The sequence below is a fragment of the Kitasatospora sp. NPDC090308 genome (assembly GCF_044769485.1).
Lineage (GTDB): Bacteria > Actinomycetota > Actinomycetes > Streptomycetales > Streptomycetaceae > Kitasatospora > Kitasatospora fiedleri.
Genome location: NZ_JBIVXY010000001.1, coordinates 842961 through 859210, shown reverse-complemented (window position 1 = coordinate 859210; position 16250 = coordinate 842961). Strand labels below are relative to the sequence as shown.

12 protein-coding genes are annotated in these 16250 nt (G+C 71.7%); 11 read left to right on the top strand and 1 reads right to left on the bottom strand.

Annotation, left to right across the window (positions count from 1 at the left end; all coding sequences use genetic code 11):
- Positions 1-159: 159 nt before the first annotated feature.
- Together ACIQVD_RS03715 and ACIQVD_RS03710 are read left to right on the top strand one after the other, a co-directional pair.
- On the top strand, positions 160-2799 hold the full coding sequence (locus ACIQVD_RS03715; protein WP_402285756.1) for a valine--tRNA ligase: 2640 nt from the start codon (positions 160-162) through the stop codon (positions 2797-2799).
- 273 nt (positions 2800-3072) lie between these two features.
- On the top strand, positions 3073-3603 hold the full coding sequence (locus ACIQVD_RS03710) for a hypothetical protein (protein ID WP_100836140.1): 531 nt from the start codon (positions 3073-3075) through the stop codon (positions 3601-3603).
- A 63-nt stretch (positions 3604-3666) separates the two neighbouring features.
- Here ACIQVD_RS03710 and ACIQVD_RS03705 read toward each other — a convergent pair whose 3' ends face one another.
- Positions 3667-5214 carry a chitinase gene (locus ACIQVD_RS03705; protein WP_402285753.1) on the bottom strand — a complete coding sequence of 516 codons (1548 nt, stop codon included), beginning with the start codon at positions 5212-5214 and terminating at the stop codon, positions 3667-3669.
- A 169-nt stretch (positions 5215-5383) separates the two neighbouring features.
- Here ACIQVD_RS03705 and ACIQVD_RS03700 point away from each other — a divergent pair, with 169 nt between their 5' ends.
- From ACIQVD_RS03700 to ACIQVD_RS03660, 9 genes are all read left to right on the top strand, one after another.
- Positions 5384-6775: a folylpolyglutamate synthase/dihydrofolate synthase family protein gene (locus ACIQVD_RS03700; protein WP_111556169.1), complete on the top strand. Its 1392-nt coding sequence runs from the start codon at positions 5384-5386 to the stop codon at positions 6773-6775.
- 6 nt (positions 6776-6781) lie between these two features.
- Positions 6782-7159, top strand: a complete 378-nt coding sequence (locus tag ACIQVD_RS03695) for a DUF4233 domain-containing protein (protein ID WP_100836137.1) — start codon at positions 6782-6784, stop codon at positions 7157-7159.
- Positions 7160-7255: 96 nt separating this feature from the next.
- Entirely contained in the window at positions 7256-7669 is a 414-nt protein-coding gene (gene ndk / locus ACIQVD_RS03690; protein WP_100836136.1) for a nucleoside-diphosphate kinase, read from the top strand.
- Between the two features lie 364 nt (positions 7670-8033).
- Complete coding sequence (locus ACIQVD_RS03685) at positions 8034-9059, top strand: rod shape-determining protein (protein ID WP_030458241.1); 1026 nt, start codon at positions 8034-8036, stop codon at positions 9057-9059.
- Positions 9060-9159: 100 nt separating this feature from the next.
- Entirely contained in the window at positions 9160-10095 is a 936-nt protein-coding gene (gene mreC, locus ACIQVD_RS03680) for a rod shape-determining protein MreC (protein ID WP_400686480.1), read from the top strand.
- Positions 10095-10739, top strand: a complete 645-nt coding sequence (mreD, locus tag ACIQVD_RS03675; protein WP_402285749.1) for a rod shape-determining protein MreD — start codon at positions 10095-10097, stop codon at positions 10737-10739. Before mreC ends, mreD begins: the two co-directional genes overlap by 1 nt.
- 21 nt (positions 10740-10760) lie before the next feature.
- Positions 10761-12995: a penicillin-binding protein 2 gene (mrdA, locus tag ACIQVD_RS03670; protein WP_400686483.1), complete on the top strand. Its 2235-nt coding sequence runs from the start codon at positions 10761-10763 to the stop codon at positions 12993-12995.
- Positions 12992-14191, top strand: a complete 1200-nt coding sequence (rodA, locus tag ACIQVD_RS03665) for a rod shape-determining protein RodA (RefSeq protein WP_400686485.1) — start codon at positions 12992-12994, stop codon at positions 14189-14191. Before mrdA ends, rodA begins: the two co-directional genes overlap by 4 nt.
- Before the next feature lie 85 nt (positions 14192-14276).
- Positions 14277-16205 (top strand): TIGR03960 family B12-binding radical SAM protein, encoded by a 1929-nt coding sequence (locus tag ACIQVD_RS03660; RefSeq protein ID WP_400686487.1) that lies wholly within the window; start codon positions 14277-14279, stop codon positions 16203-16205.
- Positions 16206-16250 lie beyond the last annotated feature (45 nt).

Sequence of the window (16250 nt, the reverse complement as noted above, 5' to 3'; positions counted from 1 at the left end):
CGTCAGTCTCCCCCGCCGCTTGCGCGTTCCGCGGCCCTGTGGTGGTCGGTCGAGTGGTCGAGCATGCGGCACGCTATCGTACGGTCCCCCCACCGCGCCCGACTGGTCCGGACACCGTCGGTTCGTAACCGAGGTCCGTACTTCCGTAAACTGTTCGTCGTGACCGACACGACGAACCAGCGCCCCGCGAACTCGCACCCCGGGGACGACGCAGCCACCCTCCCGACGACCTACGCCCCGGCCGAGGTAGAGGGCGAGCTGTACGAGCGCTGGGTGGAGCGCGGTTACTTCACGGCCGACGCGAAGAGCGAGAAGCCCCCGTACACCATCGTCATCCCGCCCCCGAACGTCACCGGCGCGCTGCACCTGGGCCACGCCTTCCAGCACACGCTGATGGACGCGCTGACCCGCCGCAAGCGGATGCTCGGCTTCGAGGCGCTGTGGCTCCCGGGCATGGACCACGCGGGCATCGCCACCCAGAACAAGGTGGAGCAGCAGCTCGCCGAGGCCGGCCTGTCCCGGCACGACCTGGGCCGGGAGGCCTTCGTCGACAAGGTCTGGGAGTGGAAGGAGAACTACGGCGGCCGGATCCTCGGCCAGATGCGCCGGCTCGGCGACGGCGTGGACTGGTCGCGCGAGCGCTTCACCATGGACGAGGGCCTCTCGCAGGCCGTCCAGACTATCTTCAAGAAGCTCTTCGACGACGGCCTGATCTACCGCGCCGAGCGCATCATCAACTGGTGCCCGCGCTGCCTGACCGCGCTCTCCGACATCGAGGTCGAGCACGAGAACGTGCCCGGCGAGCTGGTCTCGATCCGCTACGGCGACGGCGCGGACGCGATCGTGGTCGCCACCACCCGCGCCGAGACCCTGCTGGGCGACACCGCGGTGGCCGTCCACCCGTCCGACGAGCGCTACGCGCACCTGGTCGGCCGGACCGTCAAGCTGCCGCTGACGGACCGTGAGATCCCGGTCGTCGCCGACGAGCACGTCGACCCGGAGTTCGGCACCGGCGCCGTCAAGGTGACGCCCGCGCACGACCCGAACGACTTCGCCATCGGCCAGCGGCACGGCCTGCCCAACCTGACGGTGATGGACGACCGCGGCATCATCACGGTGCACGGCCCGTTCCTCGGCCTGGACCGGCTGGAGGCCCGCTCCGCCGTGGTCGGCGCGCTGCGCGAGCAGGGCCGGATCGTCGCCGAGAAGCGCCCCTACGAGCACGCGGTCGGCCACTGCTCGCGCTGCCACACCGTGGTCGAGCCGCGGCTGTCGCTGCAGTGGTGGGTCAAGGTCGAGCCGCTGGCGAAGGCCGCGGGCGACGCGGTCCGCGACGGCCGGGTCGAGATCCATCCGAAGGAGCTGGAGCGCCGCTACTTCGACTGGGTCGACAACATGTACGACTGGTGCATCTCGCGCCAGCTCTGGTGGGGCCACCGCATCCCGGTCTGGTACGGCCCGGACGGCGAGGTCGTCTGCGTCGGCCCGGACGAGCAGCCGCCCGCCGGCGAGGGCTGGGTCCAGGACCCGGACGTGCTGGACACCTGGTTCTCCTCCGGCCTGTGGCCGTTCTCCACCCTGGGCTGGCCGGAGCGCACCGCCGACCTGGAGAAGTTCTACCCGACCGACGTCCTGCTGACCGGCCACGACATCATCTTCTTCTGGGTCGCCCGGATGATGATGTTCGGCCTGTACGCGATGGACGGCGAGGCCCCGTTCAAGACGGTGGCGCTGACCGGCCTGGTCCGCGACGAGTTCGGCAAGAAGATGTCGAAGTCCTCCGGCACCGCCGTCGACCCGCTGGACTGGATGGACGCCTACGGCGCCGACGCCGTCCGCTTCACGCTGGCCCGCGGCGCCAACCCCGGCGCCGACGTGCCGATCGGCGAGGACTGGGTCAAGGGCTCGCGGAACTTCTGCAACAAGATCTGGAACGCCACCCGGTTCGCGCTGATGAACGGCGCCACCGTCCGGGGCCCGCTGCCCGCGCCGGAGGAGCTCACCGCCGCGGACCGCTGGATCCTGTCCCGGCTGAACGCCACGGTGGCCGAAGTCGACGCGCTCTACGAGGACTTCGAGTTCGCGAAGGTCTCCGACGCGCTGTTCCACTTCGCCTGGGACGAGGTCTTCGACTGGTACGTCGAGCTCTCCAAGACCACCCTGAACGGCGGCGGCCCGCGGGCCGACCACGCCCGCCGGGTGCTCGGCGAGGTGCTGGACGTGACGCTGCGCCTGCTGCACCCGATCGTCCCGTTCGTCACCGACGCGCTCTGGACGGCGCTGACCGGCGCCGAGTCGGTGGTCGTCGCCGAGTGGCCGACGGACTCCGGCTACCGGGACGCCGACGCCGAGTCGGAGATCGCCCTGCTGCGGCAGGTGGTCACCGAGGTCCGCCGGTTCCGCAACGACCAGGGCCTGCGCGACACCCAGAAGGTCCCGGCCCGGCTGGAGCTGGCCGGCCACCGGCTGGAGGTGCACGAGGCCGCGATCCGCGCGCTGCTGCGGCTGACGGTGCCCGAGGAGGGCTTCCACGCCACCGCCGCGCTGCCGGTGGCCGGCACCACCGTCGCGCTCGACCTGTCCGGCACCATCGACGTGGCGGCCGAACGCAAGCGCCTGCAGAAGGACTTGGCCGCCGCCGAGAAGGAGAAGGCGCAGACCACCGGCAAGCTCGGCAACGAGGCCTTCCTGGCCAAGGCGCCGGACGAGGTGGTCGCCAAGATCCGCGTCCGGCTGGCGGCCGCCGAGGCCGACATCGAGCGGATCACCGCCCAACTCGCGGCGCTGCCGCAGGGCTGACCGCGGGCCGACGAGGGCCGTCGCTCCCCCCGGGGGCGGCGGCCCTCCGCCTTTTCCCGGGTTGTTCCCGACGGTTTGTCAATTCCCTTGCCCGCGCGTCGCGGTATCGGTGAAGCACCCCCTATTCGGCGTCATTGTGCGGCAATTGGCCCGCCGCGCCATTTGGAATGCATTGCGTTGCCCACCCCCGCGCGTTCAGCGACCTTTGCACACCGGATGTGTACGGTGGGCGGAAGTTCCCATTCGGGCGGGGCACGGACGGAGGGCACGCACATGATGGCGACCGGGGAGTTGGCCGACGAACTTCCGGACGAACTTCCGAGGGAAGAGGTGGAGGCGGCCAAGGCCCGGGCGGCGACGCTGCTGCTGGCATTCCGGCACGGAAACCAGATCGCCTTCGACACCGAGCTGGACCGGCTGCTCGCCGAACACGTCGAACGCGAAGTGGCCACCCTGCTGGTGTGGATCGCCGCCGAGGCGGTCCGCAAGGCGTACGCCCCCGAGGTCGCCGACCGGGTGCTGCGCGGCCTGGCCCGGCGCGCCCCGCACGACACCTCGCAGGTGCCGGTGGACGAGGAGGCGGCCGGCGCCGCCCTGCTGCTGGAGGCCGTCGCCGCGGGCGACGTCGCCCAGGTGCGCGCCCTGGTGGCCGGCACCCCCGACACCACCTACCTGCTCGGCGGCCTGGTGCAGGCGGTGGCGATGATGCTGCCGCTGCTGCCGGAGGGCGAGGCCGAGGAGATCGCCGCCGAACTGCGCCGCCGGCACGCGGGGCGGCTGCCGACGCCCCGCGCGACGTACTGACGGATCGTCACTGCGCGTCCCGGCCCGGGCGGTTCCCGCACCGGGACGCGGCCGGACGACGGGTCACGGCATCGCGTGCAGGTGCGCCCCCACGGTGGTGGCGATCTGGTTGCCCGCGGTGGCGTCCCAGTTGGTGGACCAGGTCATCGCGCCGCCGATGGTCGGCCACTTGGCCGGCGGGACGAAGCTGCCGCAGTTGGTGCCGGCGGCCAGGCAGTCCAGCGCGTTGTTCACCACCGACGGGCTGATGAAGCCGCCGCCCGCCGCGCTGGTGGAGGCCGGGACGCCCAGGCCGACCTGGTCGGGCCGCAGGCCGCCCTGGAGCTGGATGCAGGCCAGGCCGGTGAGGAAGTTCTCGGTGCCCTGCGAGTAGACCCCGCCGTCGCAGCCGAGCATCGCGCCGCTGTTGTAGTACTGCATGTTGACGATGGTCAGGATGTCCTTGGTGGCCAGCGCCAGCTTGAAGTACTCCCCGCCGGTGGACTGCATGCCGATGGTCTCCGGGGCCATGGTCAGCACGAAACCGGACCCGACCTTGGCCGCCAGGGTGTGCAGCGCCTGCGCCATGTAGGTGGAGTTGACGCCGTTCTCCAGGTCGATGTCGATCCCGTCGAAGCCGTACTGCCGGATCAGGGCGTACGCCGAGTCCGCGAAGTTGGCCGCGGCGGTGGAGTTCGCCACCGAGACGGTGCCGTTCTGCCCGCCGACCGAGATGACCACCTTCTTGCCGGCCGCCCGCTTGGCCGCGATGTCGGCCTTGAACTGGGCCTCGGTGTAGCCGCCGAGCTTGCCGGCGAGCGTCGGGTCCAGGGTGAAGGAGATCGCGCCCTGGGTGCTGGTGGCGTCCGCGAAGGCCACCGCGATGATGTCGTACGCGGCCGGGACGTCGCTGATCCGCTGCGGTGCCGCGCCGTTGTAGAAGTCCTGCCAGTAGCCGGTCAGCAGGTGCTTGCGGGGCGGCGGCGCGGTCGGGCTGCCCGACGTCGACGGGGACGGCGAGGGCGAGGTGCTGGTCGAGGGGGACGGCGACGGGGTCGGCGAGGTGCTGGTGGACGCGGAGGGCGAGGGCGACGGGCTGGTGCCGGTGCCCGGGCCGACCAGCGAGACCCTGTCCACGGTGAACGGGGTCTGCCCGTACCAGCCGTGGAACCAGACCGACACCGAGGTGGTGGCCGCCCCGGTGGTGAAGGTGGAGGCCAGGGTGTTCCACCCGGCGTTGGAGCTCCAGGTGGACGGGTCGGTGCCGCCGGTGCCGGTGACGCCCGCGAACACGTAGCTGCCCTGCACCACGGTGCTCAGGGTGTACGTCGAGTTGGGCAGCACGGCGACGGTCTGGCTGCAGTTGGCGTAGTCGGTGCCGGCCGGGGAGCCCTGGAGGTCCCAGCCGGTGGCGGCGTTGTTCACCGCGGTGACGGTCGGGCCGCAGGTCCACGGGGCGAGGTGGTTGCCGGCCGAGAAGTCGCCGTTGGCCAGGACGTCGACGCTGGGCGCGGCGGTGGCCGTGCCGGTACCGGCCAGGACCAGGCCGACCAGGCCGGTGGAGGCCGCCAGCAGTCCGGCGAGCAGGGCCCGCCCGGCGCGCGGGCGGGGACGGGGCTGTGGTGCACGCATGCCATCTCCATGTGGGGGAGTGTCGATGGGGGGTGCGGTGCGGGGAGCTCGGTGCGGGGAGCGGGTGGGAGCGACTCACACGGTGGAGTAGACCAATTCCGGTGTCAAGGGGGCCTGCGGGCCGGGGTGCCCGTCCGGCCGCGGCGCACGGAGTCCCTAGACTGGCGGGGTGAGCGACAAGGCCGAGCCCAACCCCTACACCGTCCGTCCCGCCGACGCCGGCGGCACCGACCCCGAACTGCGCGCCGTCGAGGCCGAGCTGGCCACCCGCTGGCCGGAGAACAAGCTGGAGCCCTCGCTCGACCGGATCGAGGCGCTGATGGACATCCTCGGCCAGCCGCAGCGCTCCTACCCCTCGATCCACATCACCGGCACCAACGGCAAGACCTCCACCGCCCGGATGGTCGAGCAGCTGCTGGGCGCCTTCGAGCTGCGCACCGGCCGCTACACCTCCCCGCACGTGGAGTCCGTCACCGAGCGGATCAGCCTGGACGGCGCGCCGATCAGCCCGGAGAAGTTCGTCGAGACCTACCGGGACGTCGAGCCCTACGTGCGGATGGTCGACGCCGCCCAGCCGGTCGCGATGTCCTTCTTCGAGGTGCTCACCGGCATGGCCTACGCCGCCTTCGCCGACGCGCCGGTGGACGTCGCGGTGGTCGAGGTCGGCATGGGCGGCTCCTGGGACGCCACCAACGTGATCGACGCCCAGGTCGCGGTGATCACCCCGATCGGCCTGGACCACACCGACAAGCTGGGGGAGACCACCGGCGAGATCGCGGTCGAGAAGTCCGGGATCATCAAGCCCGGCGCGCTCGCCGTGGTCGCCCAGCAGCAGCTGGACGCGGCCGAGACGATCCTGCGCCGCGCCGTCGAGGTGGACGCCACGGTGGCCCGCGAGGGCCTGGAGTTCGGCGTGCTGCGCCGCGAGGTCGCGGTCGGCGGCCAGCTGGTGACCCTGCGCGGCATCGGCGGCCACGAGTACCCGGAGCTCTTCCTCCCGCTGCACGGCGACCACCAGGCGCAGAACGCCGCGCTGGCGCTCGCCGCGGTCGAGGCGTTCTTCGGCATCGGCCAGGGCGGCGCCGAGCACCTGGACGAGGAGAAGGTCCGGCAGGCGCTGTTCGGCGTCTCCTCCCCGGGCCGGCTGGAGGTGGTCCGGCGCAGCCCCACCGTCATCCTGGACGCCGCGCACAACCCGCACGGCGCGCAGGCCGCGGCCAGCGCGATCGGCGAGGCGTTCGGCTTCACCAAGCTGGTCGGCGTCATCGCCACCAGCGGCGACAAGGACGTCACCGGCCTGCTGGAGGTCTTCGAGCCGATCCTCGCCGAGGTCGTGGTCACCCAGAACTCCACCCACCGCGCGATGCCGGTCGACCGGCTGGCCGCCCTCGCCGTCGAGGTCTTCGGCGAGGACCGGGTGCAGGTCGAGCCGCGCCTGGACGACGCGATCGACGCCGCCGTCACCCTCGCCGAGGAGGAGGACCTCGGCGGCGCCGGCGTCCTGGTCACCGGCTCCGTCATCACGGTGGGCGAGGCGCGCCTGCTGTTCGGAAGGAAGTAGCCGCCGATGCGCACCCTGTGCTCCTCCACCCTGATCGGCGAGGCCCTGCTGATCATGTTCGCCGGCCTGGTGGCGATGAAGCTCACCGACGTCGGCACCGGCACCATCTGGGCGGTCAGCGCGGTGGCGATCGCGCTGTGCGTGCTGCTGTGCGGCGTGATCACCCGCCCCGGCGCGGTGTACGTCGGCTGGGCGCTGCAACTGGCCGTGCTGGCCGGCGGGCTGGTGCTGCCGACCATGTACGCCTTCGGCGTGGTGTTCGGCGGCCTGTGGTGGTGCTCGGTCCACTACGGCCGCAAGATCGACGAGTTCAAGGCCCGGCGGGCCGCCGCCGAGTCCGCCGCCGCCGAGTCGGCCGTCGACGGGGCCGCGGCTCCGGCCTGACCGGCCTGACGTGGGACTGGGCGACGGGGTGCCGGCCCGGCCGGGGTAGTGTCGGGGGCACAGTCAGGCACGACCGAACACCTCAGGAGCCGTACCGTGTCCCAGCGCACTCTCGTCCTGCTCAAGCCCGACGCCGTGCAGCGCGGCCTGGCCGGCGAGATCATCAGCCGGATCGAGCGCAAGGCCGGCTGGCGGTTCGCTGCGATGGAGCTTCGCACCTTCGACCGCGCCACCCTGGAGCAGCACTACGCCGAGCACGTCGGCCGCGACTTCTACGAGCCGCTGCTGGGCTTCATGACCTCCGGCCCGTCGATCGCGCTGATCGTCGAGGGCGAGAACGTCGTCCCCGGCATCCGGGCGCTGGCCGGCGCGACCGACCCGCTGGCGGCCGGCGCGGGCACCATCCGCGGCGACTACGCGACCATCACCCGGGAGAACCTGATCCACGCCTCGGACTCCCCGGAGTCGGCCGAGCGCGAGATCAAGATCTTCTTCCCCGCGCACGCGTGAGGATTCGGTAGCGATCCGGTGCTCCGTGCCCCCGCCGGGCATGGGGCGCCGCCCACGGGGAACGAGCAGCTCAGGGGCCGGACGGCGGATCGGGTTGCTCCCTCTGGGCGTTAATCCTCAAATCACGGAACCCTACCCTCCGACACGGCGTCCCAATGCCAGGAGAAGCTGATTCGCCCCCGGAGAATGGGCGGCACGCCGTACCCGCCGCCCGCGCTGACCGGCGTGACTACGATGGACCCAACTCACGGGCACGGAGCGGCTGCTCAGCCGCCGTCAGCCCTCTCGCGGGCTCGCACGGCCGGCCCGCTCCCCGCCCTTGATCCGAACTCGGGAAGGCACTCGACATCCCATGGCGAACAACCTGTCGTTTCTCGGCCGGGACCTGGCGATCGACCTAGGCACCGCGAACACGCTGGTGTACGTCCGGGGCAAGGGCATCGTGCTGAACGAGCCGTCGGTGGTGGCCGTGAACACCAACACCGGCGGAATCCTCGCGGTCGGGGCCGAGGCGAAGAAGATGATCGGCCGGACCCCCGGCAACATCGTCGCGATCCGCCCGCTCAAGGACGGCGTGATCGCCGACTTCGAGATCACCGAGCGGATGCTGCGGTACTTCATCATGAAGATCCACCGCCGCCGCTACCTGGTCCGCCCGCGGGTCGTGGTCTGCGTCCCCTCCGGCATCACCGGCGTCGAGCGCCGCGCCGTGGTCGAGGCCAGCATGCAGGCCGGCGCCCGCCAGGTGCACATCATCGAGGAGCCGATGGCCGCGGCGATCGGCTCCGGCCTGCCCGTGCACGAGCCGACCGGCAACATGGTGGTCGACATCGGCGGCGGCACCACCGAGGTCGCGGTGATCTCGCTCGGCGGGATCGTCACCGCGCAGTCGCTGCGGGTCGCCGGCGACGAGCTGGACAGCGCCATCGTCCAGCACATCAAGAAGGAGTACAGCCTGCTGCTGGGCGAGCGCTCCGCCGAGCAGATCAAGATGTCGATCGGCTCCGCGTTCGGCCTGGAGGGCGAGAAGGACGAGCACGCCGAGATCCGCGGCCGCGACCTGGTCTCCGGCCTGCCGAAGACCGTGGTCATCTCGGCCGCCGAGGTCCGCGAGGCCATCGACGAGCCGGTGAACTCGATCATCGACTCGGTGAAGACCACGCTGGACCAGTGCCCGCCGGAGCTCGCGGGCGACGTGATGGACCGCGGCATCGTGCTCACCGGCGGCGGCGCCCTGCTGCGCGGCCTGGACGAGCGGCTGCGCCGGGAGACCGGCATGCCGGTGCACATCGCGGAGAACCCGCTGGACTCGGTGGCGCTGGGGGCGGGCAAGTGCGTCGAGGAGTTCGAGGCACTGCAGCAGGTCCTGGACGCCCAACCGCGTCGTTGAGCGCCATCGAGCGCCGTTGAGCGCCGTTGAGCAAGGCAATCCGAACTACACACCGAGCTGAGCCGATGAGCATGCAGCACGAAGGGGCGGCGGCACCACCGTGAGGGACACCCGAGAGAGCCGACTACTGCTGGTCCTGCTGGTGGTGGTGGCCTTCGCCCTGATCACCGTGGACATCAAGGGCGGTCAGGACTCGCCGCTCGGCGGCGCCCGCCGGGCCGCGGCCTCCGCGCTCGGCCCGGTGGAGAACGCCGCGGCCGGCGCGGTCGACCCGGTCGCCGGCTACATCCGGGCGATCCGCGACGCCGGCACCCACCAGCAGCGGCTCGACCAGATCACCCGGGAGAACACCGAGCTGCGCCAGAAACTGGCCTCCTCGGACGCGGCGGCCGGCCGCACCAAGCAGCTCGACGACCTGCTGCACACGGCCGGCTCCGGCGGCTACACCGTCAAGGCCGCCCAGGTCATCGCGATCGGCGCGGCCCAGGGCTTCTCCTGGACCATCACCATCGACGCCGGCAGCGACGACGGCCTGACCCGCGACATGACCGTGATCGACGGCCAGGGCCTGGTCGGCCGGATCACCACCGTCGCCCCGACCACCGCGACCGTGCTGCTCGCCTCCGACCCCGGCTTCACCGCCGGCGTCCGGCTGGAGGGCGGCGGCGAGATCGGCTTCGCGGCCGGGCAGGGCGCCTCGCCGATGCGGATCGAACTGCTGAACGGCCGGGCCCAGGTCAAGGCCGGCGACCGGCTGGTCACCTTCGGCTCGCAGAGCGGCCGCCCGTTCGTGCCCGGCGTGCCGGTCGGCACCGTCAAGGAGGTGCAGGCCACGCCCGGGCAGCTGACCAAGACGATCCTGGTCGAACCGTACGTGCAGTTCACCCGGCTCGACCTGGTCGGCGTGGTGGTCGTCCCGCCGCGCACCGACCCGCGGGACGCCGTGCTGCCGCCGGTGCCCGCCGCGTCCGCCGGCGCCGCGGGCAACCCGCAGGCGCCGATCGCCGCCGTACCGCCGACCACCGGGGGGAACTGATGCCGCGCCCGAGCCGCGTCCTGCTGTCCGCCGTGCTGCTGGTGCTGGCCCTGGTGATCCAGGTCAGCGTCCTCGGCCGGCTCCAACTGCCCGGCGCCACCCCGGACCTGCTGATGCTGGTGGTGGTCGGCCTGGCCCTGGTCTACGGCCCGACCGGCGGCTGCCTGGCCGGCTTCTGGGCCGGCCTGCTGGCCGACCTCGCCCCGCCCTCCGACCACGCGGTCGGCCGGTACGCGCTGGTGCTCTGCCTGGTCGGCTACGGCGCCGGCCTGCTCCGCCCGGAGGGCGGCCGGCAGCGCTCGGCGCTGTCCGCGCTGGGCGTGGTGGCGGTCGCCGCGGTGCTCTCCACCCTGCTGTACGCGACGGTGGGCGCGCTGGTCGGCGACACCGCGGCCCGGCACGTCGGCCTGACCGGCCTGGTGTTCAGCGCCCTGCTGTACGACGTGCTGCTGGCCCCGTTCACGGTGCCGCTGGTGATGCTGCTGGCCCGCCGCTTCGACGGCGACCGGGTGGTCAACGAGACCGAGCGCGGCGCGGACGGCGGCTCCGGCCTCGGCGCGCTGGCCCGCTACCGGACCACCCGCCAGCCCTCCGCCACCCCCTACAAGAAGAAGCGCGCGCTCGGCCTCGCCAAGCGCCCCTGAGCCGGGACGGAGACCGCGCACGTGAGCAACATCCCCGAGACCGGCCGGACCCGCCGGGTGACGATCCGGCTGGTCGTCCTCCAGGTGCTGGTCCTGTCGCTGCTGGCCACCCTCGGCGGCCGGCTGTGGTACCTGCAGATCCGCAACGGCAAGGAGTTCACCGAGAAGGCCCAGGGCAACCACATCCGCGAGGTGGTGGAGCCCGCCGTCCGCGGCGAGATCCTGGACGCCTCCGGGCGGATCCTGGCCGGCAACGAGACCAAGCTGGTGGTGTCGGTCTCCCGCACCGCGCTGCTCCAGCAGAAGGACCGCGGCAAGGCGGTGCTCTCCCGGCTCGCCGACGTCCTGGGCGTCCCGGCCGAGGACGTGCAGAACAAGGTCCGGCTGTGCGACGCCAAGACGCCGCAGCCCTGCTGGAACGGCTCCCCGTACCAGCCGATCCCGGTCACCCAGCAGGCCACCACCCAGCAGGCGATGCAGATAATGGAGCGCCGCGAGGACTTCCCCGGCGTCACTGCCCAGCCCACCGCGCTGCGCCGCTACACCAACGCGGAGGGCGCCAGCGCCGCCCAGATCCTCGGCTACCTCTCGCCGGTCACCGACGACGAGGTCACCAAGACCGCCGACAAGACCGGCCGGGAGCGCCGGCTGCCCTCCGACCAGATCGGCCGGGCCGGCCTGGAGTCGGTGTACGACGACGACCTGCGCGGCACCACCGGCGTCGACCGGCTGGAGGTCGACAACCTCGGCCGGGTGATCGGCAGCGCCGGCACCACCCCCGCGCAGTCCGGCAACAACCTGGTCACCTCGATCGACGCCCGGGTGCAGAAGGTGGTCGAGGACCAGCTGGCCCAGGCCATGGCCGAGGCCCGCAAGGTGTACGACAAGGAGACCAGCCGCAACTACATCGCCGACTCCGGCGCGGCCGTCGTGATGGACGTGCACACCGGCCGGATCGTGGCGATGGCCAGCGCCCCCACCTACGACCCCAACCTCTGGGTCGGCGGCATCTCCGCCAAGGACTACGAGACGCTGAACAGCAAGGACTCCAACTACCCGCTAATCAACCGGGCCATCCAGGGCCAGTCCGCGCCCGGCTCCACCTTCAAGGTGGTCTCCACCACCGCCGCCGCGCAGGCCGGCTACGACCTCAACGGGCACTACCCGTGCCCGAAGTCGCTGACCATCGGCGGCCGCGAGTTCAAGAACTTCGAGAGCGAGAGCTTCGGCGACATCTCGCTGGAGAAGGCCCTGGAGGTCTCCTGCGACACCGTCTTCTACGGCCTGGCCTACGACCAGTGGATGAAGGACGGCGGCCTCAAGCCCAAGAAGGACGCCCAGGACTGGTTCTTCAAGACCGCCCACGAGTTCGGCCTCGGCGCCAAGACCGGCGTCGACCTGCCCGGCGAGGTGGCCGGCCGGGTCCCCGACCGGCAGTGGAAGCAGTCCTACTACGACGCGATGAAGGACTCCTGGTGCCAGCAGGCGGCCAAGGGCGGCCACGAGTACGCCGACGAGATCGCCCGCGAGAACTGCGCCGACGGCAACCAGATGCGCGCCGGTGACATGGTCAACTTCGCCATCGGCCAGGGCGACACCCTGGTCACCCCGCTCCAGATGGCCCGGATCTACTCGGCGCTCGCCAACGGCGGCACCCTGTACCGGCCCACCATCGGCAAGGCCGTGGTCAGCCCCGACGGCACCCTGGTGCGCGACATCGCCCCGCACGAGGACGGCAAGATCCCGGCCCAGGGCAAGCTGCTGGAGTACATCGACCAGGCCACCGCCGGCGTCGTCACCTCCGGCACCGCCGCCTGGAAGTTCACCGGCTCCGGCTGGCCGCAGGGCAAGATCGAGCTGCACGCCAAGACCGGCACCGCCGAGGTCGCCGGCAAGCAGACCACCTCCTGGCTGACCACCTACAGCAACGACTACGCGGTGGTCATGACGATCAGTCAGGGCGGCACCGGCTCCGGCGGCTCCGGCGACTCGGTGCGCCGGATCTACCAGGCGCTGTACGGCGTCGACGACAAGGGCACCATCGACAACTCCAAGGCGCTGCTGCCCAAGCCGCAGGCCGAACTGCCCAAGTTCAACCCGGACGGCACCGCGATCGTCCCCACCGCCTTCAGCTACGAGCCGGGCGCGACCTTCCTGGACCCGGCCCCGCCGGCCCGGGCCGGCCAGGTGTCCGGCGTGCTGCTCGCCGCCGTCGAACCCACCCGCGGCAGCGGGTACGGAAGGGGCCGGGCATGACCTCGTACGACTCCTACCGGGCGGTCCGGCTCTCGCCCCGGCGCTCCTCGCTGGGCCGGGCGCTGGCCAAGGACTCCCCGCTGCGGCGGCTCGACTGGATCATGATCCTGGCGGCGCTGGCGCTCTCCGTGATCGGCTCGCTGCTGGTCTGGTCCGCCACCCGCGGCCGCGACCAGCTCACCCACGGCGACCCGCAGTACTTCCTGTACCGGCACCTGACCAACCTGGCGATCGGCATCGGCCTGTGCGTGGCGGTGATCCTGCTCGGCACCCGCCGGCTGCGCACCGCGGTGCCGTTCATCTACCTGGCCGTGGTGCTGATGCTGTTCGCGGTGCTCAGCCCGCTCGGCTCGACCATCAACGGCGCGCACGCCTGGATCCAGTTCGGCGGCGGCTTCTCCATCCAGCCCGCCGAGTTCGCCAAGCTGACGATCGTGATGGGCATGGCCGCGGTGCTGTCCGCACGGGTCGACGCCGGCGAGCGGGAGGTCCCGCCCACCCGCAGCGTGCTCCAGGCACTGGCGGTGGCCGGCTTCCCGATGGCCGTGGTCATGCTGATGCCGGACCTCGGCTCGGTGATGGTCATGGTGGTCACCATGCTCGGCGTGCTGCTGGCCTCCGGCGCCGCCAACCGCTGGGTGGTCGGCCTGCTGGCCGGCGGCACCGCCGGGGCGCTGGCGGTCTGGAAGCTCGGCATCCTCAGCCAGTACCAGATCGACCGCTTCGCGGCCTTCGCCAACCCGGCGCTCGACCCGGCCGGCGTCGGCTACAACACCGCGCAGGCCCGGATCGCGATCGGCTCCGGCGGCCTGACCGGCATGGGCCTGTTCCACGGCACCCAGACCACCGGCCAGTTCGTCCCCGAGCAGCAGACCGACTTCGTGTTCAGCGTGGCCGGCGAGGAACTCGGCTTCGCCGGCGGCCTGCTGATGCTCGGCCTGCTCGGCGTCATCCTGTGGCGCGCCTGCCGGATAGCGCGCCACGCCAGCGACCTGTACGGGACGGTCCTGGCGGCCGGCGCGGTCACCTGGTTCGCCTTCCAGGCGTTCGAGAACATCGGCATGAACCTCGGCATCATGCCGGTCGCGGGCCTCCCGCTCCCGTTCGTCTCCTACGGCGGCTCCTCGATGTTCGCGGTCTGGATCGCGGTCGGACTGCTGCAGTCGGTGCGCTCGCAGCGGCCGATAGGGGTCTGACCCCCCCACCGCGTGGAAACAGTGACCCCCGGGGCTCGGCTACCCTGAAGGGTCACTGCTTTTTCTGCCGTAAAGGTCCTTGCGCATGACTGTCGAATCGGTCTTCCCACGCCTGGAGGCCCTCCTCCCGCACGTCCAGAAGCCGATCCAGTACGTCGGTGGCGAGCTCAACTCGACCGTCAAGGACTGGGACGCCTGCGACGTCCGCTGGGCGCTGATGTACCCCGACGCCTACGAGGTCGGGCTGCCCAACCAGGGCACGATGATCCTCTACGAGGTGCTGAACGAGCGCGAGGGCGTCCTCGCCGAGCGCAGCTACAGCGTCTGGCCGGACCTGGAAGCGCTGATGCGCGAGCACGGCGTCCCGCAGTTCACGGTCGACGCGCACCGCCCGATCAAGGCGTTCGACGTGTTCGGCCTGTCGTTCTCCACCGAGCTCGGCTACACCAACATGCTGACCGCGCTCGACCTGGCCGGCATCCCGCTGAACGCCGCCGACCGCACCATGGACGACCCGGTCGTCCTCGCGGGCGGCCACGCCGCGTTCAACCCGGAGCCGATCGCCGAGTTCATCGACGCGGCCGTGATCGGCGACGGCGAGCAGGCCGTGCTCGACATCACCGACATCGTCCGGGCCTGGAAGGCCGAGGGCCGCCCCGGCGGCCGGGACGAACTGCTGCTGCGCCTGGCCAAGACCGGCGGCGTGTACATCCCGCGGTTCTACGACGTCGAGTACCTCCCCGACGGCCGGATCGCCCGGGTCGTCCCGAACCGCCCCGGCGTGCCGTGGCGGGTCTCCAAGCACACCGTGATGGACCTCGACGAGTGGCCCTACCCGAAGCAGCCGCTCGTCCCGCTCGCCGAGACCGTGCACGAGCGGATGTCGGTGGAGATCTTCCGCGGCTGCACCCGCGGCTGCCGCTTCTGCCAGGCCGGCATGATCACGCGCCCCGTGCGGGAGCGAAGCATCACCGGCATCGGCGAGATGGTCGAGCGCGGGCTGAAGGCCACCGGCTTCGAGGAGGTCGGCCTGCTCTCGCTGTCCTCCGCGGACCACTCCGAGATCGCCGACGTCACCAAGGGCCTGGCCGACCGCTACGCCGAGGACAAGATCGGCCTCTCGCTGCCCTCCACCCGGGTCGACGCCTTCAACATCGACCTGGCCAACGAGCTCTCCCGCAACGGCCGCCGCTCCGGACTCACCTTCGCCCCCGAGGGCGGCTCCGAGCGCATCCGCAAGGTCATCAACAAGATGGTGTCCGAGGAGGACCTCATCAACACGGTGGCCACCGCGTACGGCAACGGCTGGCGCCAGGTGAAGCTGTACTTCATGTGCGGCCTGCCCACCGAGACCGACGAGGACGTGCTGCAGATCGGCGAGATGGCGAAGAACGTCATCGCCAAGGGCCGCGAGGTCACCGGCACCAACGACATCCGCTGCACCGTCTCGATCGGCGGCTTCGTCCCCAAGCCGCACACCCCGTTCCAGTGGGCCCCGCAGCTGTCCGCCGAGGCCACCGACGCGCGGCTGACCAAGCTGCGCGACTCGATCCGCGGCGACCGCAAGTTCGGCAAGAACATCGGCTTCCGCTACCACGACGGCAAGCCCGGCATCATCGAGGGCCTGCTCTCCCGCGGCGACCGCCGGATCGGCGCCGTCATCCGGGCCGTCTACGAGGACGGCGGCCGGTTCGACGGCTGGCGCGAGCACTTCTCCTACGACCGCTGGATCGCCTCCGCCGAGAAGGGCCTGGCCGGCACCGGCGTCGACGTGGACTGGTACACCACCCGCGAGCGCGGCTACGAGGAGGTGCTGCCCTGGGACCACCTGGACAGCGGCCTCGACAAGGACTGGCTCTGGGAGGACTGGCAGGACGCGCTGGAGGAGGTCGAGGTCGAGGACTGCCGCTGGACCCCGTGCTTCGACTGCGGCGTCTGCCCGCAGCTCGGCCTCGACATCCAGATCGGCCCCACCGGCAAGAAGCTGCTGCCGCTGACCGTCGTCAACGAGTAGAGCCGCGCCCGTTCCGTCGGCCCCGCCCCGGTGCGGGGCCGACCG